This is a genomic window from Apibacter sp. B2912 (genome assembly GCF_009827835.1).
Taxonomy (GTDB): domain Bacteria; phylum Bacteroidota; class Bacteroidia; order Flavobacteriales; family Weeksellaceae; genus Apibacter.
The window spans coordinates 353,500-377,429 of the sequence record NZ_WINV01000001.1 but is presented as its reverse complement, the minus strand read 5'-3'; the positions used below and the strand labels follow the sequence as shown (position 1 = coordinate 377,429).

Annotated in this window: 24 protein-coding genes and 1 tRNA gene; 16 read left to right on the top strand and 9 right to left on the bottom strand. The window is 30.1% G+C overall.

All coding sequences use genetic code 11. The annotated features are described in order from the left end of the window. Positions 1-2: 2 nt before the first annotated feature. A complete protein-coding gene (locus tag GFV01_RS01705) occupies positions 3-707 on the bottom strand; it encodes a phage tail domain-containing protein (RefSeq protein ID WP_160564339.1) in 705 nt (234 codons plus the stop codon). A gap of 124 nt (positions 708-831) precedes the next feature. On the opposite strand from GFV01_RS01705, the gene GFV01_RS01700 reads away from it, so the two are divergent. From GFV01_RS01700 to GFV01_RS01670, 7 genes are all read left to right on the top strand, one after another. After that, complete coding sequence (locus GFV01_RS01700) at positions 832-1,533, top strand: hypothetical protein (protein WP_160564337.1); 702 nt, start codon at positions 832-834, stop codon at positions 1,531-1,533. A gap of 9 nt (positions 1,534-1,542) precedes the next feature. After that, positions 1,543-1,953, top strand: a complete 411-nt coding sequence (locus GFV01_RS01695) for a hypothetical protein (RefSeq protein ID WP_160564335.1) — start codon at positions 1,543-1,545, stop codon at positions 1,951-1,953. A 1-nt stretch (position 1,954) separates the two neighbouring features. Next, positions 1,955-2,344, top strand: coding sequence for a hypothetical protein (locus tag GFV01_RS01690; protein ID WP_160564333.1), 390 nt, complete (start codon positions 1,955-1,957; stop codon positions 2,342-2,344). Between the two features lie 3 nt (positions 2,345-2,347). Continuing rightward, positions 2,348-2,788, top strand: a complete 441-nt coding sequence (locus tag GFV01_RS01685) for a M15 family metallopeptidase (RefSeq protein ID WP_160564331.1) — start codon at positions 2,348-2,350, stop codon at positions 2,786-2,788. Positions 2,789-2,792: 4 nt separating this feature from the next. Beyond that, the gene (locus GFV01_RS01680) at positions 2,793-3,362 is read left to right on the top strand and encodes a hypothetical protein (protein WP_160564329.1); all 570 of its coding nucleotides are present in this window, start codon (positions 2,793-2,795) and stop codon (positions 3,360-3,362) included. Positions 3,363-3,611: 249 nt separating this feature from the next. Next, positions 3,612-4,466, top strand: a complete 855-nt coding sequence (locus tag GFV01_RS01675; RefSeq protein ID WP_160564327.1) for a DNA adenine methylase — start codon at positions 3,612-3,614, stop codon at positions 4,464-4,466. A gap of 183 nt (positions 4,467-4,649) precedes the next feature. Next, positions 4,650-5,411: a phage Gp37/Gp68 family protein gene (locus GFV01_RS01670; protein WP_160564325.1), complete on the top strand. Its 762-nt coding sequence runs from the start codon at positions 4,650-4,652 to the stop codon at positions 5,409-5,411. A gap of 656 nt (positions 5,412-6,067) precedes the next feature. On the opposite strand, the gene GFV01_RS01665 is transcribed toward GFV01_RS01670, so the two are convergent. The 8 genes from GFV01_RS01665 to GFV01_RS01630 all read right to left on the bottom strand — a co-directional run bounded on the left by GFV01_RS01665 (position 6,068) and on the right by GFV01_RS01630 (position 14,752). Then, positions 6,068-7,195, bottom strand: coding sequence for a site-specific integrase (locus GFV01_RS01665; RefSeq protein ID WP_160564323.1), 1,128 nt, complete (start codon positions 7,193-7,195; stop codon positions 6,068-6,070). A gap of 155 nt (positions 7,196-7,350) precedes the next feature. Then, positions 7,351-7,435 (bottom strand) — tRNA-Ser (locus GFV01_RS01660). A 69-nt stretch (positions 7,436-7,504) separates the two neighbouring features. Continuing rightward, on the bottom strand, positions 7,505-8,719 hold the full coding sequence (gene lysA / locus GFV01_RS01655; RefSeq protein ID WP_160564321.1) for a diaminopimelate decarboxylase: 1,215 nt from the start codon (positions 8,717-8,719) through the stop codon (positions 7,505-7,507). Between the two features lie 67 nt (positions 8,720-8,786). After that, positions 8,787-9,803: a glycosyltransferase family 2 protein gene (locus GFV01_RS01650; protein ID WP_160564319.1), complete on the bottom strand. Its 1,017-nt coding sequence runs from the start codon at positions 9,801-9,803 to the stop codon at positions 8,787-8,789. Continuing rightward, entirely contained in the window at positions 9,767-10,642 is an 876-nt protein-coding gene (locus GFV01_RS01645; RefSeq protein ID WP_160564317.1) for a lysophospholipid acyltransferase family protein, read from the bottom strand. The genes GFV01_RS01650 and GFV01_RS01645 overlap by 37 nt, the downstream gene beginning before the upstream one ends. A gap of 71 nt (positions 10,643-10,713) precedes the next feature. Then, positions 10,714-11,730 (bottom strand): ferrochelatase, encoded by a 1,017-nt coding sequence (gene hemH, locus GFV01_RS01640; RefSeq protein ID WP_160564315.1) that lies wholly within the window; start codon positions 11,728-11,730, stop codon positions 10,714-10,716. A 170-nt stretch (positions 11,731-11,900) separates the two neighbouring features. After that, the gene (locus GFV01_RS01635) at positions 11,901-13,166 is read right to left on the bottom strand and encodes an exonuclease domain-containing protein (protein WP_160564313.1); all 1,266 of its coding nucleotides are present in this window, start codon (positions 13,164-13,166) and stop codon (positions 11,901-11,903) included. A gap of 26 nt (positions 13,167-13,192) precedes the next feature. Then, positions 13,193-14,752: a helicase HerA-like domain-containing protein gene (locus tag GFV01_RS01630; protein ID WP_160564311.1), complete on the bottom strand. Its 1,560-nt coding sequence runs from the start codon at positions 14,750-14,752 to the stop codon at positions 13,193-13,195. Positions 14,753-15,020: 268 nt separating this feature from the next. Between GFV01_RS01630 and GFV01_RS01625 the strand changes: the two genes are divergently transcribed. The 9 genes from GFV01_RS01625 (at position 15,021) to GFV01_RS01585 (ending at position 23,903) form a co-directional block, all read left to right on the top strand. Beyond that, on the top strand, positions 15,021-16,646 hold the full coding sequence (locus tag GFV01_RS01625) for a hypothetical protein (RefSeq protein WP_160564309.1): 1,626 nt from the start codon (positions 15,021-15,023) through the stop codon (positions 16,644-16,646). A gap of 35 nt (positions 16,647-16,681) precedes the next feature. Beyond that, positions 16,682-17,116 carry a dUTP diphosphatase gene (gene dut, locus GFV01_RS01620; protein WP_105296616.1) on the top strand — a complete coding sequence of 145 codons (435 nt, stop codon included), beginning with the start codon at positions 16,682-16,684 and terminating at the stop codon, positions 17,114-17,116. A 49-nt stretch (positions 17,117-17,165) separates the two neighbouring features. Next, entirely contained in the window at positions 17,166-18,176 is a 1,011-nt protein-coding gene (locus GFV01_RS01615) for a sugar phosphate nucleotidyltransferase (protein ID WP_160557065.1), read from the top strand. Positions 18,177-18,181: 5 nt separating this feature from the next. Further along, positions 18,182-18,976 carry a DUF4292 domain-containing protein gene (locus tag GFV01_RS01610; RefSeq protein ID WP_160564307.1) on the top strand — a complete coding sequence of 265 codons (795 nt, stop codon included), beginning with the start codon at positions 18,182-18,184 and terminating at the stop codon, positions 18,974-18,976. Next, positions 18,976-20,514 (top strand): murein hydrolase activator EnvC, encoded by a 1,539-nt coding sequence (locus tag GFV01_RS01605; RefSeq protein WP_160541854.1) that lies wholly within the window; start codon positions 18,976-18,978, stop codon positions 20,512-20,514. Before GFV01_RS01610 ends, GFV01_RS01605 begins: the two co-directional genes overlap by 1 nt. Before the next feature lie 76 nt (positions 20,515-20,590). Then, positions 20,591-20,785 carry a twin-arginine translocase TatA/TatE family subunit gene (gene tatA / locus GFV01_RS01600; protein ID WP_160564305.1) on the top strand — a complete coding sequence of 65 codons (195 nt, stop codon included), beginning with the start codon at positions 20,591-20,593 and terminating at the stop codon, positions 20,783-20,785. Positions 20,786-20,822: 37 nt separating this feature from the next. Beyond that, a complete protein-coding gene (locus GFV01_RS01595) occupies positions 20,823-21,431 on the top strand; it encodes a DUF4254 domain-containing protein (RefSeq protein WP_160564303.1) in 609 nt (202 codons plus the stop codon). A gap of 439 nt (positions 21,432-21,870) precedes the next feature. Next, complete coding sequence (locus GFV01_RS01590; RefSeq protein WP_160564301.1) at positions 21,871-22,788, top strand: DUF3078 domain-containing protein; 918 nt, start codon at positions 21,871-21,873, stop codon at positions 22,786-22,788. Between the two features lie 194 nt (positions 22,789-22,982). Further along, complete coding sequence (locus GFV01_RS01585) at positions 22,983-23,903, top strand: PfkB family carbohydrate kinase (RefSeq protein WP_160564299.1); 921 nt, start codon at positions 22,983-22,985, stop codon at positions 23,901-23,903. Positions 23,904-23,930 lie beyond the last annotated feature (27 nt).

The window sequence follows — 23,930 nt, the reverse complement described above, 5'->3', positions numbered from 1 at the left end:
TATTAGATTCCACGGGTTAACAATATACAATTATCAGGATTAGAAAAATAAAGGGCATTAATTCCTTTATTAGACGTTAAAATTATATATCCCCTATTTTTTAAATTATTTGAGGCATTGAAATGAACGGTTAGTTGGTCATTTCCTTCTCTTAATTCTACCTCTTTTCGAACAGAAAAGATATCTTCTTTTATGGAGTATACCGTTATAAATGTATCTTTCTGAATGCTGTTGAAATTAAATATAACTTCTCTAGCTTCCGGCTTAACAGCATATGTCAATTTCATGGGTTCGGGCTCTGTAAATTCAAGAGTGAACGTTGAAAAAAATGTCCCATTACGCCATTTTTTTGTATGGTTTATTTCTCCTGAAAGATATACTGCGTATACAAGCGGGTTTGAATAAGGAAACTCAATAACTAAGCTTACGAGTCCTTTGCTATGACTGCTTAAAAACAATTTGTTTAATTGTTGAGACTTTGAAATAAAATCTTCTTCATTGTTGCATTTCATATAGCAATTAAGTTTAATTATCCTAGGTTCAAATACCCTGTTAGTTAAATCGACCTCGATACCGTGTTCATCCGGCCAATTGGCGGTTAAAAACTCTTTAGGTTTAGGCATATCCGTTAGTCCGAAAGACTGAGAAACTACAATACCCAAGTCTTTGCAATTAATGCCATTAAATTTATATGTGATAGAATACATGTTATATATTTTATTCAAAAATATTTCATTCAAAAATTCAGGGAGGTTATCGTTAGAGATGATTACTAAATAATTACTATACACGATAATAAATCGTTTTTCTTAGAATTATTTTTGAGAAAAAATGCACGAATTTAATTCATACGAAGAAGAGGGGCTTAAAGATTCTCATTTTCAATTTAAAAGAAAGAACGAGACCTATAAATTACCATATCCCAAACGATATAAAGCCGTAAAGATAACAGGGAGCGGATCTAATCATGAATTTATTGAAAAAATTAAAGTGTATTCTATTGATTACCCAAATGAAGCTTTGGCAATAGGCGAATTAGATGAAATCAAGGTTAATAACAAAGTATATACTGATTTAAAAAATCTTCTTGAAGAATTAAATAAAATACTTTATAAAAAAGGTGGTGGTGAAGTAAGTGGAAATACAGGCATACAACAAACCATATATGATTTAAACAGTTTTAATTGGAATGTACACCCCGATATAAACGTTAAAAATTTTTATGCCATTAAAACAGGAAAACTGGTAACCATAAAAGCTTATATAGAGATTATACAGGCACAAGATATGGGACGAATATCTCTTTTAACTATACCCGAAGAATTACGGGGAAAATCAGATGATACAGCAGAATACTCTCAAGTTCTCTTGGTTGACGGATATGTACCGGTAGGTGTCCCTATAACGACTACATTAAGAGAATTAAAATATAACGTAACCGATGGTTATATAGATTTAAAAGCTGACAGTGAATACGATAATTTTAATGATTGTAATTTTTCATTTACCATAAGTTATCTGAGCGATAAATAAAATTATTAAATGAAAGAAATAATAGATAAAATAATGTCTTTCGGCGATTGGTTTATAACCAACGCTTTCAAAAAAGAATTTTTATTTCTTTTAGTATGTGCATTAATGCTCATCCCCGCTTATATATTCCACGATGAGTTGGAAGATAAAAAAAGAGAAAAGATAGAATGCGACAAAAACAGAGAAGAAGAAAAAGACGAGTATTATTTAGAATTGAAGAAAAAAGATGAAAAATATGACGAACTGGAAAAAAAATACATAGAACAAAACCAAAAATGTTATGAGAAATGGGTGGAATACTTAGGCGAAACCAAAAAAGAATATCACCATATAACCAAAGATATTCAAGATAACGAAAAAATAATTAGAGAAGCAAACGAAGCTATTTTAAGATTAAAAAAACTAAAAAAAGAAAAATAGTATGAAACTAAAAATTATCATATCAGCTCTGGGAGTACTCCTTTTTTGCTATTTACTCAAGCCTTACCCATTAAAATATATGACGCATCACAGATATACAGAAAGCAAGAAAAACCGCTTTGCTGTTTCTGAGTTGCCGAATATCGATTCCATAAAAACCATAACAAGCAAAAATGTAACTAACATCAAAGCGAAAAGAAAACAATTATTGAATTCGGAGGAAAGAAAAAACAAGGTACTGAACGAACTTAAAAACGAGTTGGCCTTTGCACAAAAAGAAATAGAAGAAGACAGTAAAAAGCAACGAGAAGCCATCGTAGAAAATCTAGTAAAAAATCAAGACAAAGCCCATAAAAAAAGAACAAGAAAAAACAAAACATCAAAAAATTAGAATATGAATAAATTCAGTAGCAGAAGTTATAAAAACTTAAAAGATATACATCCGGACCTGGTAACCGTAATGGTAGTGGCCATACAAGACAGTCCTTACGATTTCACCATAACTCAAGGGCTGCGGTCCACTCAAGAACAAAAAGAACTTTTCGCACGGGGACGAACCAAGCAGGGCAAAATTATAACCTATGCCGACGGAGAGAAAAACAAGTCCAACCATCAAGCAAAGGCCGACGGTTACGGCTATGCGGTAGACTTATATCCTTATTACAATGGATCCGTACAAACAGGAGAAAAAGGAGAAGGACCGGAAGTACGAAAAAGATTAAAAGCCATAGCAGAACACATAAAAAAAACAGCCAAAGAATTAAATATTACAGTAGAATGGGGGGGCGATTGGAAGATGTGCGATGACCCTCATTTTGAGTTGAAAAAACCTTAAACCAATGAAATCTAAAGAAAAATTCATATTTACCGTTGGAATGCTCGTGATGATATTTGCCGCCTGTTATACGTCTTATAAAGCCGGTAAAAGAAAAGTTATCACTAAAACACAGCAAAAAGAAATTAAAGTATCAGAAAAAAAGGTAAAAACCTACAAAAAAGAATACGACAGCCTACAGAAAGAATACGATAAGTTAGAGCAAGTAAAACAAGAAGTAAAAAAAATATACCTGAAAGGGAAAGAAAAAATTACTCTTATTACAGAAGAACGGATACAGCAATACAACGATACCCTTTGCCAAAAAGATGTCCAACAATTGAAAGAACAAGCGTATCAATGCGATAGTTTAGTAGACATCCAAAACAATCAATTAGAAAAAAACAAACACCAATTAAATTTGTCAAAACTAATTATCGATGAAAAAGACAAAGAAATAGGGATTTACAAGAATAAAAAAAGCAAAATAAAACCCGTTGGGATCGGTGTTTTTGGAGGCTATGGCACCGACTTTAAAAACGGATGGATACCAACCGTAGGCGTTGGTATAAGCTATAATTTTATAAGGTTTTAGAAATTAATCAATAAAACGAAATAATTATAACTTCTATTCATTTGTTTTTTGGTAGCCGGTACTTATTAAAATCTATTATTAAAGAGTTTTAATAGTATTTAAAAGATTTTTAAAAGTCCCCAGTTTCCTTTTAAGTTCCTACGCAAAAAAAGAAAGCAGAATAATCCACTACTGGGGACAGTAAGTCTTCCGTAGAATTATTCTGCTTTTGCGTAGGAATACAAATTTATTAAAAATATAAAATTAAAAATGGAAAAAACATCAAAAACATTATTAAAAACATCTTTTTCGGGGTCTAAAGTAAATAGAGTGAGAGAAATAAAGGAACTAATTAAAAATAAAAAATATAAAAGGGTTATTGAGGTCTTCGGAGGGTCCTGTTGTATTTCTAATAATTTAAAAAGAGATAATCTTATTGAAGATGCTATAGCTAATGATTATGATCACTATTTCGATAATTTCGAATATTACATGATTTATAAAGAAAAACTTATAGATCAATTAATTGAATTAGGTTTTGTCAAATCACAAAAGCCACTTTCTAAAGATAAACGGGAAGAATTACAAAATTTAATTAAAGAAATACAGGATAACAAAAATTTACTAAAATATTTAGCTAAAAACTTTGTCTATAGTTCAAGAAGGAGTAGTAATGATATAAACGTATTTGATTTTTGTTATTTTATGAGTGAATTGTCGACAAAACATGATAAAGAATTTTATATAAACTTAAAAAATGTACATTTAGATAGTTTGGACTATAAAGATTTTATTAAAAAATATAGTACATTTAATGATAGAGATACATTAATAATCTTAGATCCTCCATATTTGAATAGTACTCAGAAACAATATTGTAATGTAAAATATTTCGGATTGAGCGAAACAATAAGATTATTACAAACAATGAAACAGCTTAAAAATGATTTTATTTTCTTTAACATGGTAGAAAAAGATAGTGTAGATTTACTTAATTTATTTGGATTCAATTTTACATATAATACTATAAAGACACCTTTGTCTAGTAATAATCATCGCGAAGACTTTTTAGCATATGTTACTTTTGATGACAAAGAAAGCAAATGCAATCCTTGTTTAAACTAGTAAACTCATCTCATCATAGCTATATAAGGATACAAGATTTTCTCTAAAGTACAAAATGCCTTTAATATTAAGATTTTTTTGTGTTTTATGTATAATTCATTTTTCCGATTATGCATTTTATAGTTTCATTTTTTGGCTAAAGATATATTTATTTCTATCTTTATAAGAGATAACTTACTTAAGATGAAAACAAAAATAGAATGGACAGAGGCAACATGGAATCCTTCAACAGGTTGTAATAAAATAACAGCAGGTTGTAAATTTTGCTATGCTGAGGTAATGGCAAAAAGGTTACAAGCAATGGGAACTCCGGGATATGAAAATGGATTTGAATTTACTTTAATGCCTGAACGGTTAGAATTACCAAAAAAAATAAAGAAACCAACAAAATTTTTTGTGAACTCTATGAGTGACCTTTTCCATGAAAAAATGCCATTTCACTTTTTAGATAAAATTTTTAACACTATACGTGAAACACCTCAGCATCAATACCAAATTTTAACTAAAAGAGAAAATATATTAAAACAATATTTTGAAAATAGAACAATTCCTGATAATGTATGGCTTGGAGTAACAGTAGAAGACGCAAAAACTAAATATAGGATTGATATTTTAAGAAACATTCCTGCTAAAATTAAATTTTTATCTATAGAGCCTCTTATAGGTACTGTTGGTAAATTAGATTTAACAAATATTGATTGGGTTATTGTTGGTGGCGAAAGTGGAAACAGAGCAAGACCGATGAATCCTGAATGGGCAGAAAAAATCCAAACACAATGTAAAAAACAGGGTGTAGCATTCTTTTTTAAACAATGGGGAACTTGGGGAGAGGATGGAATAAAGAGAAATAAAAAGATTAATGGCAGTTTACTCTCTGGAAAAGAGTGGAAAGAAATGCCTGAAATTTCCAAAAAATTTGAAAAGAAATCATTAACATTAATATAAGTTTTTAAATCATTCTAAATTATTTAATTTCAGAGTGATTTTTTATATTCTAGATTAAAAATTTTTGTAAGAAAGAAGAATTATTTATACATTTATGATATGAGTTTATTTGAAGTATAAATAATTTTTATTCTTCTTAATTAAAATAAAGCCTAATTCAATGAATTAGGCTTTTCTTTTTTATGATGTTATAAAAGGAGTATTTTACTAATTCTTAATATTTTTATTAAAGATTATTTTGAAAAATTTAGCGCTACAACTTTAACAAATATATATATTATTAAATAAAAATGACTAATACTTTAAATAACTAATTTGTTGTTTAGCGAAAAATACAATTATCTTAAATAAGCAGGTTTAATTTTTAAAAAAAACATCTGTTTATTAAATAACTTAGTTTGTTCTTTGAATAAGATTTTATTATAAAATCAAAATTTCGATAATATTTTCTTTTATGGAATCTAGATTTTTTAACTTACAATCTTAAGTACTTATAATCTTTCCGTTTTATTTTTTATTAGTAAACTTTTTTTTAAATTCCTGGTTAGAAATGGTTTTTCTAGTCTAAAGTTAAATTATAAAAAAATAATATCAGAAATTAAAAATGTTTTGAATAATAAAGATGTTCTTCTTACAAAATGTGATTAATTAATTTTTCACTCAATCAATTTTTTCATATCATCAACCACTTTTTTACCCATCATTTTTGCGTAGTGTTGCGTCTGTTTTAAATTGGAATGGCCTAAAGCTCTGCTTACTGTTTCAATAGGAATACTTTTATTAAGTAAATACGTGGCAAAAGTATGACGAGCAACGTGACTGGTAAGTTTTTTAGTAAGTCCGACATATTCACCAACTATTTTTAAATAATCATTATATTTTTGATTGCTTATTTTAGGTAGTTTATAATCAAATTTTTTTAACACTCTTTCGGCTTCCGGTAAAAGTAATGATATAAAACTTTCATCGGTCTTTTTTCTATTAGACCGAATAACTTTATATCCGTCCAGTTCAACAATGTATTCACTATTGAATAGTTGAGTGTCGGCATATGACATACCGGTATAACATTGAAATAAGAATAACTCTCTGACTCTGTCAATTTTAGGGTTGTCAAATTCAAATAAATAAATACAGTCAATTTCATTAGGAGTTAAAAATACAGGCTTCTTAGACTTACCTTTTGAAATTTTAAATAAATCGTAGGGATTAGATTTACAAAGTCCCCTTTTAATCGCCTCATTAATATATCCCTTAAACAAACTATGACGTTTGTAAAGAGTAGGGGCAGACTTAATAAACTGTCTTAAATACTCATCAAATTCTAATAAATTTTTGTAGGTTAAATCCGCAAATACTTTAATTTTTCCGAAATCTTTAAGTCTTCTCATAAACGATTTATTATATTCTATGACAGATAAAGACGGATCGCGCCGTTTTAATTCAGAATAAATAAATTCAACTATTGAATGGGTTAAAGATTCATCTTTATTCCAGTTTTTGGCATCTTCTAAGGAATTACAGTTTTCCGATAAAACAAATGCTTCAATATTCCTAAATATCCGATGAGCCTTAGCGGTTATGGCAGATGCATTAGGATGATTCTTGCAGGTAAATCCATTTTTGGGTGTAAATTCAGAAGATTTTAATTTGATACCCGTTGGTATTAATATTCGTTTCGTAGATTTATCTTGTCTAACTTCAATATGCAAAGGCGCTAACGTTTTCCCCTTTGCTATTTCATTTCGCCTATCAAAAACAAATCGTATACTTAAATTGTCCATATTACAAGTTGTAACAAAATTTTTGTTACAAATTTAAAAAAGTGTAACAAAAAATTGGCAGAATATGGCAGAATATGGCACAGGTAAAAAAACGTAAAAAAAGGCTATAAACCGCGTAAAAACAAGAAAACCCGCTAAATAAGCGGGTTTATTAGCGGAGAGAGAGGGATTCGAACCCCCGGACCTGTTACAGTCAACGGTTTTCAAGACCGCCGCAATCGACCACTCTGCCATCTCTCCGGCTACCTTATAGGTAGGTTATTTTTAACGGTTGCAAATATACAAACCTTTTTTCTTTTTCCAAATTTTTTAAATAGAAATTTCCTCCGTAGTAGTTAATAAATCGTCTAAATTTTCTCTTCGTCTGATTAAGTGAGGTTTACCGTTTATTAATAAAACCTCAGCAGGTTTCAATCTTGAGTTATAATTGGAGGACATGGAGAAACAATAAGCCCCTGCATTTTGGAAACAAAGCAAATCACCTTCGTGTATTTCCCTTATCTTTCGATTCGTTCCGAAAGTATCAGTTTCACAAATATAGCCTACCACAGTATAGAATCGGTGTCTTCCTTCAGGATTGGAAAGATTAGTAATGGTATGGTGAGCATTATAAAACATAGGGCGTATCAAATGATTAAACCCGCTGTCAACTTCAGCAAAAACAGTTGAAGTAGTTTGCTTGATTACATTTACTGAAACAATAAAAAATCCGGATTGACTAACTAAAAATTTACCCGGCTCAAACATAAGGGTCAATTCATGCGGATATTTTTTTTGAAACTCATTAAAACGCTCTCCCAATTTTTTACCCAAATAATTAATATCGGTTTCATGATCTCCTTCCTTATAAGCAACTTTAAATCCGCTTCCGAAATCAATATAATCTAGATCATGAAATTCCTTAGCAACATTAAAAAGTATTTCAGCTCCTTTAAGAAAAACTTCCACATCAAGAATATCGGAACCTGTGTGCATGTGTACTCCTTCCACTTTGATTCCCGTATTATTTACGATTCGCAAAACATGAGGAAGCTGATGAATGGAAATCCCAAATTTCGAATCAATATGGCCGGTTGAAATTTTAGTGTTGCCGCCTGCCATAATGTGAGGATTAATTCGAATGCAAACAGGATAATTTTTTATTTCATGACCAAAAGTTTCTAAAATCGAAAGATTATCAATATTGATACGAACGCCTAACTGAACGGCTTGTTTAATCTCTTGAAAAGAAACCCCGTTGGGAGTGTAAATAATTTCTTTTGGTTCGAATCCGGCTCTTAAACCCAACTGAACTTCTTGTATGGATACAGTGTCCAATCCGGAACCAATACTTTTAATGAATTTTAAAATATTAAGATTGGTATTAGCTTTACACGCATAATTTAACTTGACTTTTTTAACGCTTTTAAATGCTTTAACTAGCCTGTTATATTGATTTTTAATTATATCGGCATCATAAACATAAAGAGGTGTGCCAAATTCTTTGGCTAAATTTTCAAGTTGTTGTATTCTTGCTAATTCCATAGTTTTATAAATATAAACAGTTTGTAAAGTTATAAAAAAGTAGATAGCTAAATAAATTAATAAGAATTTATTTTAAGCGCGTGTACGTATTCCTTTTTTCAACAAAGTATTGAAATATAATGTATTTTTTGTTATAATAATTTTTAATTCCGGCTTTACGTTTTTTTAAAAATTTAGGCAACATTCGATAAACAGCAAAATGAGCCCGAACGATGGCCCAACAATGTTTCCAACCATTTGAAAAAAGAAATCTAATTCCTGCCAATCCATCTAATAACAACCGGAATAAAAAAATCCATACCACTTGATCGGACGGTAAATTCTTAATAAGCATCAAAAGATTATTCCTGAAATTAAGATAAGTCTTTTCAGGATTGTAAACATCCAAAGTGCCACCACCCACATGATACACCGTAGACTCAGAACAATAATAAATAATTTTACCTTTATTTTTTAATCTCCAGCAAAGATCAATCTCTTCCATATGAGCAAAAAAATCGGAATCGAATCCTTCATTTTCCCAAAAATCCTCCTTTCTTATAAATAAACAAGCTCCGGTTGCCCAAAATATTTCGCAGTTGTCATTATATTGTCCCGTATCTTTTTCGAGACTGAAAAAAACTCTTCCGCGACAAAACAGATAACCTAAATTATCTATAAAACCACCTGCAGCTCCTGCAAATTCAAAATAATCTTTTTCCTTGTAACTTCTAATTTTAGGCTGAATAGCTGAAATATTCGAATTGTCTTGAAATAATTTTAAAATGGGTACTGTCCAGTTTCCAGTAACTTGCACATCAGAATTTAATAAACAATAAATATCTTCCGAAATAAATTTTAACCCTTCATTATATCCACCCGCATAACCATAATTTTTATTGTTTTGTATGATTTTTACCAACGGAAAATTTTTTTGCAAGTAATATATAGAATCATCCGTTGATGCATTATCAATTACATATATAGATGAGCCCGGACTGTAATCGATTACCTTTTGTAAAAATTTCTCAAACCAGCCAATTCCATTATAGTTAAGTATAGCAATTGCTAAAGTTGATAATCTATTCCGCTTGTGTATTTCCATCTTTTATGAGACCAAAGCCAAAGACTTGGATTGGATTTTATATTTTGTTCTAATTCAGAGTAAAATTTTTCGACAATTTCGTTTTCCCTGAATTGGTCGTCATCAGGAAGAATACGTTTCAAATGAGCTTCATATTTTCCTCTTTTCAACTTTACCATATCAACATACACAATCGCATAATCTTTTTTTCGAGCAATTTTATCATATCCATTAAATGCGGGAGTTATTCGATTAAAAAAATTTAATTCATAATGAATTCTACTTTTAAAGGGGCTTTGATCCGCAACAAACAAAAATACATGAGAACCGTCATTAGGCAATTTAATCATGGATCTTACCACCTCTTTAACCGAAAGAGGAACAGTTCCAAACCTGGCGCGAGATTCATGTACTTCCTGATCAAAAAAATTATTTGCCACTTTTTTATATACGGCATATGAATGCTTCTGACTTAAATCCATGGAAATTCCTGTTAACCACTCCCAATTGAACATATGTCCGATAAGCATAATGATATCTTTTTTTTCTTTATGGCATTGTTGCGAAACTTCCAAATTTACAAATTTGATTCTCTCATCATAATCTTTCTCATTCATCGAAAATGTTTTAATCAGTTCAACCATAAAATCCATAAAATTTCTGTAAAACTGTTTTTGAATTTTCAATCTTTCTTCTTTGGTTTTATCAGGAAAAGCAATTAAGAGATTATTTCTGACAATTTTTTTTCTATAACCAATGATATAATAAATGATAAAATACAAAAATGTTGAGATACCATATAGAACGGGAAAAGATACTTTGGATATCTGAAGTAATATATTCTTTATTAACCTTTTCAAAACAATTGAATATTAAAACAAAAGTAATAAAGAATTTTATAATTTAAATTTTCTATTGGATAAACCATTGATTAAGATTGATATAAAAAACTGTTAATTTTTTCTTGTAACCAATTAATCCAATTCTCATCTTCATTCAGACATTTTATATAATGAAATTCTTTGCCTCCGCAATCCATAAATAATTTTTTGTCCGTTATCGCAAGTTCTTCCAAAGTTTCAAGACAATCGGATACAAAAGCAGGTGCCACAACCGCTATTTTAGATACCCCTTCAGAAGGAAGAGATTCCAATGTTTTATCAGTATAAGGTTTTAACCAGGGATCTCTGCCTAATCTAGATTGAAAGGTTTGCCTGATTTTAGATGTATCTAAACCTAATTTTTGGCGAACTTTTTCGGTAACGTAATAGCATTGATGTCGGTAGCAGTAGGGATGAGATGCCAATCCTTTTTCAAAACAACAAGTATCGTCAATTCGACATTGCTTAGTCGGATCGGTTTTGTAAATATGACGTTCAGGAAGACCGTGATAACTGAATAAAATCAAATCGTAGTATTCGGGCAGCTGTTTTTTTATAGAATTGCTTAAAACCTCTAAATATTCTTCATCATTATAAAAAGGAGGTAGAAAGCTTATTGATATATCCGGGTAATACTTTTTTTGAATTTCTTTAGTCTTTTCTACTACAGTTTCAGTTGTGCTCATTGCATATTGAGGGTATAATGGAATAACCAAAACTTCTGAAACTCCTTGATTTTTTAATTCGAGCAGACCATTTTGAATGGAGGGTTCTTGATATCTCATCGCTAAGGCAATGGGATATTTTAACTTTTTTTGCAATAGTTGAGTAATTCTTTTTGAAATTACAACTAAAGGAGAGCCTTCCTTCCACCAAATATTTTGATAGGCATGAGCAGATTCTTTAGGTCTTTTAGGTAAGATCATGCATTCCACAATGAATTTACGAATTAACCACGGCGCATCAATTACCCGTTTGTCCATTAGGAACTCACGCAAATAAACTCGAACATCTTGTTCTGATGCAGTTTTTGGTGATCCCAGATTGACCAAAAGTATCCCTTTCATCTTTTTTTAGTATATATAATTACAAAAATAAGAATCTATTGGTAAAAAATTTCTTTTTCTCATAATAAGAACTGATTATATTATAAAATAATTAATTAATTAATTCGTAATACACACCTTATAGAAAAATAGAATGATATACTCTTTTTAAAATGATTTTTAAATTGAATTTAACTGAAAAGGTTGGGTTCTGAAATAACAAATTTTTGTAACTTATTTAAAATGAAAAATTTATTACGTATTTGAAGTAAAATTTCAGCATTTATGGTGGATGGTACCATAATTTTTTTTATTTGTTCTACATTTTTTATTTGTGTGTGCAGAGAATAAAAACCGTATCCTTTAAAATGACCGTTTTCAAAAAACAAAAAAGATTTTTCACCGAATGTTCTTCCCTTATCTGTTAATAAAATATACGTATCTTCTTGAAAATTTATTTCTGAAAGTATATTTACACCACTGTCTATTTTTTTTTGTAAAAAAAGTAATGCATCTTCAGCTTTATCCAAGGTTTCAAAAGCGAATAAAGCGTGTTTTTTATTTTTAAAATTGATAAAATCAATGCTTAAGGTGGGTGGCGTAAAGAAAATACCGAATATAGTAGTATAATTTTCTTTAGTAGGCTTATAAAGGGGGCGATTAATTTTAATTTCATTTAAAGCCTTTATGTTTGCAATAATTTCATTTCCGGTAAGCTCAAAACTGATTTCTTTGGTTTTAACTTGTAAAATTCTTGACCTTTTACTTTTTGAAGTTAAAATCTGTCTGGCTTTAGTAGAAATATCTAAACCTTTATCGATGTATATAATTTTGTCATTTTCATCATGAAAATAAAAAACTCCGGTTTCAAGGGGAAGCTTTTCTAAAAAAGAAAGTATTTTTTTATTTAAAGATTGGTAGTTGCTATGCTTTATGGATGATCCAATAATATTTTTATGCAAATCTTTAGCTAATAAAAGCTGAAATAATTTAACGGTAGCGCGAGCATCTCCATGAGCTCTATGTCTATCACTTACAGGAATTCCCAGCGAATCACAAAGTTTACCTAAAGAATAGGAGGTCATACCCGGAATTAGATTTCGGCTTAATGTGATAGTATCCAGGGTGGGTCGTTGATAATCATATCCTAAACGAGAGAATTCACTGCGTATTACACGATAATCGAAACTAATATTATGTCCAACAAGAATGGCATCATCCGTGATTTCAACAATTCGCTTTGCTAATTCATAAAATTTGTGTGAAGTTTTTACCATTTTTTGCGTAATGCCCGTGAGCTTTTGAACATAAAAATGTATTTCCTTTTCAGGGTTAACTAAAGAGCTAAAAGAATCTGTAATTTTTTCTCCATCGAATCTATATATGGCGATTTCAATTAAACTTTCTTCATTAAATTTACCACCGCTGGTTTCCACATCTAAAATTGCATAGTCCATATAAAAATATCTATACTCGTCAAAAATTAGTTTTTTCTTCTTGTATTTTTTTTAACGCCTAAAGCTCCGAAAAACATTTTTGAACCTTCTCGTACAAATGTTCTTCCAATATCTCTAACAAATGGTGAATTCATTATTTTTTCAAATAAAGAGGGTTCGGATTTTTGAGTAGTTGTATTTCCTTTTTTGTTCGTTTGAGTTTCTGTAGTTGTAGAATTTTTATTATCAGAAACAGCATTCATTCTTTCACTAAGAATTTCATAAGCACTTTCTTTATTAATATCTTCCGCATATTTTTTAACCAAGTCTGAATTATTTACAATCTCATCAATTTCATCGGAAGTAAGTACATCCATACGAGAACTCGGTGAGATCATGAATGTATCTGCCAAAGGAGTAGGAATTCCTTTTTCATCTAATGAAGTTACAAATGCTTCTCCTATACCTAATTGTTGTATCAGGTCATTAGCCTTATAATATGTAGAAGTCGGATAATTTTCTACCGCTTTGTTTATCTCTTTTTTGTCCTTTGCGGTAAAGCCTCGCAAAGCATGTTGTATCTTTAATCCTAACTGACTTAATACGCCATCGGGAACATCTCCCGGAACCTGGGTACAGAAATATAATCCAATCCCTTTGGAACGTATAAGCTTAACCATAGTTTCAATCTGATTAAGTAAAGCTTTAGAAGCTTCATTAAATATAAGATGGGCCTCGTCTATAAAAATGGCAAGTTTAGGTTTGTCAAGATCACCTACCTCAGGAAAGGTCTGATATATTTCAGACAATAAGCTCAACATAAAAGTTGAAAAAAATTGGGGTTGATTTTGAATATCTGTTAAACGAATAATACTCACAACTCCCAACCCGTTTCTAACTTCCAATAAATCGTCTGTATTAAAGCTGGGTTCTCCAAAAAAACGACCGGCGCCTTGTTGCTCTAAAGAAACAATTTTTCTTAAAATTGAGCCTAAAGAGCTGGGAGCAATTGAACCGTAATTTTGAGCCAATTCCGATTTACCTTGATCATTGTCGGTTACAAATTGTAAAACTTTTCGTAAATCGTCAAGATCAAGTAAGGGAAGTTTTTTATCATCACAATATTTAAAAAGTATTGACATGATACTGGTTTGAACATCATTAAGTTCAAGGATTTTACTTAATAAAATAGGTCCAAATTCAGTAATCGTAGCTCTGAGTCTGACTCCCTTTTCTTGTGAAATAGTTAATAATTCTACCGGGAATCCTTGTGTATGGTAAGATAAGCCTAATTTTTTATAACGTTCCAGTATTTTGGGGTTATTAGGATCACCGGCTTTTGCAATTCCACTTAAATCACCTTTGATATCCATTAATAAGGTTGGAACACCTTTAAGGGAAAGTTGCTCGGCCAATACCTGAAGAGTTTTGGTTTTTCCGGTACCTGTAGCACCCGCAATTAAACCGTGTCTGTTTATCATTTTTAAAGGAACCGATATTTCAACTTCCGGTACTATTTGGCCATCTAACAAAGCTTTTCCAAGCATTATTTTTTCTCCCTTATAATTATATCGAGAAGTAAGGTCTTTAATAAACAGGTTATTCATTAAATATGATTAATAATTTAAAAACAAATATAATATTAAATATTAGTTAGTAAGCTATATTTATTTCTTAAAAACAATATTTTTAAATTTTAATTTTGATAATTAACCTTCTAAAAATAAATAGTTTATATTTAAATATGGGCTAAATTTTTTAAGTAGTTAAAGGTATGTTATAAAACCAAAATAATAATAACCAAGATTTTTTTTTAATAAGATAAATTATCCTTTTTTATATATTTGTTAAACAAATTATAACTTTAATACATATATGGGTAAAAAAATACTATTACTTTTATTGTCTTTTGTTTTTTATTTTATTATTTTGGGGGGATTATGCTATTCTATAGTCGAATCGCTTGGAAAATTTACTTATCCATTAGATGATACTTATATTCATATGGCGATTTCCAAAAATTTAGCAGAATACGGCACATGGGGGATTAACCCTCATGAATTTAGCTCTGCTTCATCTTCTCCATTATTTACTTTACTTTTAGCATTATGTTTTTTTTTATTTGGAGTTAATGAACTAGCTCCTTTAATTATTAATATTATTATTTCACTATTTTTAATATACTTTGTTTGGGATTTTTTTAAAAATAAAATTTCAAATCTAACAGTATTCTTTTTATTATCCTCTATTATAATATTTACACCTTTACCCAATATGAGTATAATTGCAATGGAACATATATTGCATGCTCTTTTATCTCTATTGTATATCTTTGTTTTATGGAAAATTACTTCTGGTGAATTTGAGAAAAAAAATATAATCAGTTATATAATTATTTCTTTTTTTCTGCCCATTTCAAGATATGAGGGGCTTTTTCTTATAATAGCAGGAGGGATAATTCTTCTGTATAAACATAAATTCAAATTAAGTTTTTTAGGTTTTATTGCTGCGGGTTTATCAGTTTCTATCTTTGGGGTTTATTTCATTTATAACGGGGGGACTTTTTTTCCATATTCCGTAATAGTTAAATCAAATTTGGCAGAACAAAACTTTTTGGCAAAAATTATTCCTTTTAAATCAATTTTAGAAAATTTTATATGGAAAAAAGGGTCGAGAATTTATCTGATATGTTTTATAATTTTAATTTCATTTTCTCTGTGTACACAACTTATAATAAGGTTTAAAAAGAAAAAAATTGATGGAGTAACTTATGTGATTTTTGCTTTTTTGATAAATCTTCTTCTCTATATATCATTTGCTAAATTCGGATGGATATATAGATATGAGGCATTTTTATTTCCCATGGTGTTGTCATTGTTTTTTTACTCAGTTTATCAATTATATCCAATCTTAACTAAAAAAATAACTCTTAAAAAGATCATTCTGTCTTCGTTTATAGGTTTATTTTTACTATATCCTTTAATTAGGTTTACACAAAGATCAGTTTTTAATTATATTTGCATAAAAAGAGGTGCTGAAGAAATTTATTATCAACAGTATCAAACAGCTAAGTTTATAAAGAAATATTATGAAAATCAGAGCGTAGGAATCAATGATATTGGTTATCCGTCGTTTTTATCTAATTCTTATATTGTTGATATGTTTGGTTTAGGAAATAAGAATATTGCACTAAGTAAGAAAATAAGTGAAGAATATCTTGCTAAAGTAATAAAAACAGAATTAGAGAAAAAAAATGTAAATGTTATTTTTATTTATAAAAATTGGTTTGACCCAAATGTATACAGCGGTTACATAGAAATAGGCTCTTGGAAATTAAATAATTGTTGTTCAGTAGTGGCCAATTCTGAAGTTTCAGTATATAGTATAAGTAATGATCCAAAAGATTTACAATATTTAATAAGATCATTAAATGAATTTAATAAAAAAGAACTGCCAAGTAGAGTTAATTTTATTTGGAATAAATCCTATGATAATTTATAATAATAAATTATTTATTTAAAAATATACCAATGCAAATGAAAATTAAAGTTATAAATAAATCAAAGCATGAGCTTCCCGAATACAAAACGGCCTTTTCCGCAGGAATGGATCTAAGAGCAAACTTGGAAGCTTCTGTATTATTAAAGCCTTTGGAAAGAAAAATAATACCTACAGGACTATATATTGAAATTCCTCCCGGATATGAAGGGCAAATCCGTCCAAGAAGTGGATTAGCTATTAAACACGGAATCGGTTGTCCCAATTCTCCGGGAACTATAGATGCTGATTATAGAGGTGAATTAGGGGTAATTTTAGTAAATCTTTCTAAAGAAGATTTTACTATAAATGATGGAGAAAGGATAGCGCAATTAGTGATAGCAAAACATGAAACGATAGTTTGGGAAGAAGTTGAAGAACTGAGTGAAACGGTAAGAGGTACAGGTGGGTATGGAAGTTCAGGAATCAAATAAAATTAATAACACTAAAAAAACTTTTTAAGAACATTTTAATTAGATAAATATGAGAATTATTGTTCCAATGGCCGGTAAAGGGTCAAGGTTAAGGCCGCATACATTGACTATTCCAAAACCGTTGATACCTATTGCAGGAAAACCTATCGTTCAAAGATTAGTTGAAGACATCGCTAAAGTAGTGGATGATAAAATAGAAGAAATAGCATTTATAATAGGCGATTTTGGACAAGAAACGGAAAATCAATTAATAGATATTGCTGAAAAATTAGGAGCTAAAGGTACTATCTATCATCAATTATGTCCCTTAGGAACGGCACATGCTATTCATTGTGCTAAAGAAAGTATGAAAGGCCCCATTATAATTGCATTTGCGGATACTTTATTTAAAGCAGATTTTCAATTAGATAAAAATTCTGATGGAGTAATATGGGTTAAAAAAGTGGAAGATCCGAGTGCTTTTGGAGTGGTGAAATTAGATGAATACGGTATTATAAAAGGAATCGTTGAAAAACCGAAAGAGTTTGTCTCTGATTTAGCAATTATCGGTATTTATTATTTCAAGGATGCAGATAAATTAATGAATGAAATAAATTATCTAATTGATAACGATATTAAAGTAGCTAATGAATATCAGCTGACCAATGCTTTAGATATTTTAAGAGATAAAGGTGCCAAATTCACACTTGGAAAAGTAGATGACTGGATGGATTGTGGAAACAAAGATGTAACGGTAGAAACTAATTCTAAAATTTTAAATTATGAAAAAGATGAATTAGCTTTATATCCTGAAAGTGCAAAAATTGAAAACAGTTTAATTATTCCTCCCTGTTTCATCGGTGAAAATGTAGAAATAATTAACTCAAAAATAGGTCCCAATGTTTCTTTAGGCAATGGAACTAAAATTAATAAAAGTAATATAGAAAATTCGTTGATACAAGAAAACACCCAGATCAGTCATGGAAATCTTACCAATTCAATGATTGGTAATTCTGCTAAGTATATCGGTGTCTCTCGATCATTAAGCTTAGGTGACTTTAGTGTATTGGAAACTAAATAAAAGATATGAAAAAATTACTGATTCTATTCTTGGCTTCTGCATTGATATTTTCATGTAAAACCCAAAAAGGAATATCCATTAATGAAAAAGAAATCAAGTCTGAAAATGCAAGTGTTGAAAATTTAGTTAAAACGATTGCTCAACCTGTCGATTTTACTACTTTAAAGATAAAAGCCAATGCAGATATAGAATCGGGGAATTCATATCCTTCGGTAGCCTTAACCCTATATATCGATAAAGGAAATCAAATTTGGGCTAACGCATCTTTAATTCTTCCTTTAGCAAGAGCTTCCATTTATCCGGGAGGATTTAAGATGTACGAAAGATTAGGAAAAACATATGTTGATTCAAATTTTGATTATCTAAATAATCTTTTAAAAGTAGATTTTTTAACCTATAAAAATATTGAAGATTTATTGATAGGTAAATTATTTTTTCCTTTAGATATCAACGATTTTAATTTTTCAATTGAGAATAATTTTTACATACTTACTTCCAAAAAAACTATGAAAGTAGGCAGCGGTAAAGATGCAAGAAATTTTTCAAGAAGACTTACCTTCGATTCCAATTCTAATTTAAGACAGATACGTATGGATGATCCATCAAAAAATACGTATTTACAGATAGATTATGATGATTATATAAATATTGAGAATAAAATTTTGCCAAGAAATATTAAAATTTTCATAAAAGGAGAAAAAGAGATTAAAATTACATTGAATTATAATAAATTTGAGTTCGTTAATATGGAAACGCCTTTTGAAATTCCAAAGGGATATTCGCAAAGAAAAATTAATTAATGGCTATTAATAAAAAAATATATACATTTTTCTTTCTTTTACTAACTATATTTATCTATAGTCAGTTACCCTATAAGAAAGAAGACCTTCAAAAACAGAGTGCTCAGTTAAAACAAGAGATTGCCGAACTCAACAAGGCTTTGATTTCAAGTAAAAATGAATCGAAAACATCTATTACATATATTGCGAATCTTAATAAAAAAATCAGCGTACGGGCAAAATTGATCAACACCACACGGAAAGAGGCCAGAGTGTTAGATGAAGAAATATATTTAAATCAATTAGCAGTTAATAAATTACGAAGAGAATTAAAAAAGCTCAGAGAAGATTATGCAGATGTATTGATACGATCTTACAAAAATAAATCCGTTCAAAATAAGATTTTATTCATATTATCGTCAGAAAACATATCCCAAGCTTTTCGACGTATAAAATATTTACAGAAATATTCGGAATTTCAAGATGAAAAAGTTGCTGAAATTAATGAAAAACAACAGCAAATTTTGCATACCATCGAATTAAGAGAAGCCGCAAAAAAAGAAAAATTAGAGGTTTTGGCTCAACAACAAGCCCAAATCAATCAACTAAACACAGAAAAGAAAGAAAAAGAAATTTTAGTTGAGCGATATATGAAGGAGCAAGGTGATTTAGCCGAAAAAATAAAGCAAAAGCAATCACAAAGAAAGGCTTTGGAAAGACAGGTTCAAGCAATTATTGCAGAAGAGCTTAGAGTTGTTAAGGCGAAAGAGGCAGAAGAAAGAAGAAAGGCAGAAGAAGCGGAAAGATTACGAAAAAAAACAATAGAAGAAGAACGAGCTAAAAAAGCAATGGAGGCTCATATGGCGGCAGAAAAAATGGCTGCGCAAAAAGCGGCTGCAGCTAAAAAAGCAGCAGAACAAGCATTAGCCGCTAAATTAGCCGCTGAAAAAGAGGCTAATGATAAAGCAGCCGCAAAAAGAGCGGACGACGCTAGAAAAGCTGCAGAAAAGGCAGCTGCTGAAAAGTCGGCAGCCGAAAAATTAGCATCCCAAAAAGCACAAGATGCAAAAATTGCAGAAGAAAAAGCAGTTGCAAAGAAGAAGTCCTTAGATATTCCTAACATAAATACGAGTGCTTCAGAAACACTGTCTAGAAATTTTGAAGCCAATAAAAACTCACTTCCTTGGCCGGTTGCAGGAACAGTGGTTTCCGGATTTGGTAGAACGCCACATCCGGTAGTACCGAATATTTATGTAGAGCATCAAGGCGTTGAGATAGCTGCTGCACCGGGTAGTTTGGCTAAATCCGTATTTAACGGATCGGTAAGCAGAATTTTGATAGTTCCCGGAGGAGGGAAAGCAGTATTGATCAGTCATGGAAATTATTTTACCTTATATTCAAACCTTTCAACCGTTATTGTTTCCGTAGGAGACAAAGTAAAAACAGGTCAAGCGTTAGGTAAAATTTACACAGACGATACGAATACCACCCTTTTAGGGTTCCAGGTATGGAAAGGCACTGTTCCTCAAAATCCATCCAACTGGTTATCCGGTATGTAAGTTATTTATAGAAAATGTATTATTGAAGTTAAGAATTTTCAAAAATTCATTAACTTTGAAACAAATCAAAAAAATTATGAGATTATTTGAACATCCTATGTCTATAGTAATAATATTGATTGTAGTATTATTATTGTTTGGTGGGAAAAAAATTCCTGAATTGATGAGAGGTTTGGGAACAGGATTGAAGGAGTTTAAAGATGCTACTAAGTCAGATGATGAAAAGAAAAAAGATTCTCAATCATCAACCAATTCCAAAGAAGAAAACTAATCACGAATTAATTATTAGTAAAATAATAAATAACAACATGAAATTTACAGAAAAAGCCTGGGAAATATTTAATCAAAGTATTCAGGATTATCATGTAAAAGATGATGTAAACCAGAAAATTAACAACCCATATCCTCAAGATAGCCTTGAACACTTATTGTATTTAAAAAATTGGATTGATACCGTTCAATGGCATTTGGAAGACCTAATTAGAGATGAAAATATTGATCCGATTGAAGCCTTACGATTAAAAAGGTGGATTGATAAATCTAATCAAGAAAGGACTGATCGGGTAGAAAATTTGGACAGCTGGTTTTTAAATAAATATAAAGACGTTCAAATTCTTCCCGATGCAAAAATAAATACGGAAAGTCCGGCTTGGGCGATAGATCGTTTATCGATTTTATCTTTAAAGATATATCATATGAAAGCTGAGGTTGAACGTCCGGATGCGGGCCAAGAACACAAAGAAAGCTGTCAGAAAAAATTAGATGTTTTACAACAACAGTATGTGGATTTGTCTACTGCAATAGAAGAACTTTTAGAAGACTACTCAGCCGGGAAAAAGTATATGAAAGTATATAAACAAATGAAGATGTACAATGATGACGAATTAAATCCGGTTCTTTATAAAAGCAAAAAATAAAATTTATCTTTTAGTTAATATAAATTAGTTACATCATATATAGCTGAATAATAACAACAGCTATATATGATATTGCTCTTATAGTTATTTTTATTTTTTTTGCATTCATGTTCATTTTGATTTTACCTCACTATAAAACACTCTCCATTAATATTTCTATGGAATATTTTTGCGACCAATAAATAATTAAAAATTCTCATTTTTTAATAAATAATTAGTAAGGTTATCAACAATACGCATATTTAATTTTGAATTTAGATAATATACGAATATATTCGTATATTATTTATTTTAATAAACAAGAAACTTACATAACACAAGAAAAACAATATCAATTCAATCCTTTAATTGATAAATAACGAACTAAAATGTAAACTAATGCGTAAATTGAATACTTGCTATATTTAACTTTTTTTTAAAACCAATAAATCGATCAAGAATGATGAAGAAAATTTTATTATTTTTATTTGTATCCATCCTTTCACATTTTATTTATGCTCAACAATTAGGTACAGAAAATCCTGTTACAGATACGGTAACTGTTCCCAAAAAAACTAAAAATTGGAAAATTAGTGGAGACCATTCACTTATAGTAAATCAAAGTTCATTTTCACATTGGATAGCCGGAGGAACAAATTCTTTTGGAGGATCAGCAAGAATAAAATATTCCTTAGATTACAAAAAAGGAAAAAATATTTTTAAAAATACAATAACTATCGGTTATGGTCAAGTTAACAACAAAAACGATAAGATGAGAAAAACAGATGATATTTTGTTACTTGAGTCGATGTATGGAAGGAGCATATCAAATAATTGGTATGCAAGTATAGATATGTCTTTTAAAACACAAATGTTTAACGGATATGATTATTCTGCCCATCCGGATTACACTTCCAAAGACAGAATTTCCTCTTTTATGTCTCCGGGCTATTTAACGTTGGGGGTTGGTTTTGAATATAAGCCGGATGGAAATTTTCAATTATCATTATTACCTATAACCTCTAAAAATACATTTGTTCTGGACAGAAAGTTGCAGAAAAAAGATAATTACGGATTAAAACATGACGGAGACTGTATGTTTATGGAACTTGGGGCAATGGTTACCGCTAAATATAAAGTTGAAATCATGAAAAATGTTGTTTGGGATAATGCTTTATCTTTATTTACCAATTACTTATCTCATACCGAAAGGGTTGATGTGAATTTTGGAAGTGTTATAGATATGAAAGTCAATAACCACATATCCACGAAACTAACCTTTGACTTAATTTATGATCACGATCAAATAGAAAGAGTTCAAACAAGACAAACATTTGGTATAGGCTTATCCTACGGATTTAAGTCAAAAAATAAATAGCCGTAAGGAGAATAGAATTAGTTGTCGAAAATAAAAATCAACCTGAATTAATTTAAACATATATCAAATAACTATTGAAGAATAGACATTTAAGTAAAAAATATTTTATAAAACAGGATATATTTTTCGGTAAAACTTTTCTTATCTTTTACAATAGGTTTATCTTTGTAGACACACAATTTTAATTAAAATAAATGAAATTACTAGCAGTGGGTACCGTAGCATACGATGCCATAGAAACCCCGTTTGGGAAAACTGATAAAATTTTAGGCGGAGCTGCCACTTATATAGGTTTGGCTGCTTCCAAGCTCGGAGCAGAAGTTAACCTTGTTTCTGTAATTGGCGGTGATTTTAAACCTGAATATATAGAGGTATTTCATAAAAATTCCATAGGTATTGAAGGAATAAAAAAAATAGAAGATGGAAAAACTTTTTTTTGGTCAGGAAAATATCATATAGATATGAATAATCGAGACACATTAATCACCGAATTAAATGTGTTGGAAAATTTTGAGCCAAAAATACCCGATTCTCAGAAAAATTCTGAAATTGTAATGTTAGGAAATTTACATCCCGCCATACAATTATCCGTTTTAAAACAAATGACTGATAAACCAAAATTGGTAATCTTAGATACTATGGACTTCTGGATGAATACCGCTTGGGATTCATTGCTTCAAATTATTTCCAAAGTAGATGTATTAACAGTAAACGATGCAGAAGCCCGACAATTATCAGGGGAATTCAGCTTAGTTAAAGCAGCAAAAAAAATTCAAAGCATGGGTCCAAAGGTAGTGATTATAAAAAAAGGTGAACATGGTGCCTTATTGTTTAATGAAAATAAAATATTTTTTGCTCCCGCTCTGCCTTTAGAAGATGTTTTTGATCCAACGGGTGCCGGAGATACTTTTGCCGGGGGATTTGCAGGCTATATAACCCAAACGGCAGATTTATCCTATGAAAACATGAAAAAAGCCATTATCGTGGGAAGTGCATTAGCTTCTTTCACGGTTGAAAAATTCGGCACAGAGAAATTGCAAGAGTTATCTTCCTTGGAGTATGAAAATAGACTTAATGAATTTAAAAATTTGACCGAATATAATTACAGCTTTTAATATTTTAAACATCCATAATTTTATCTA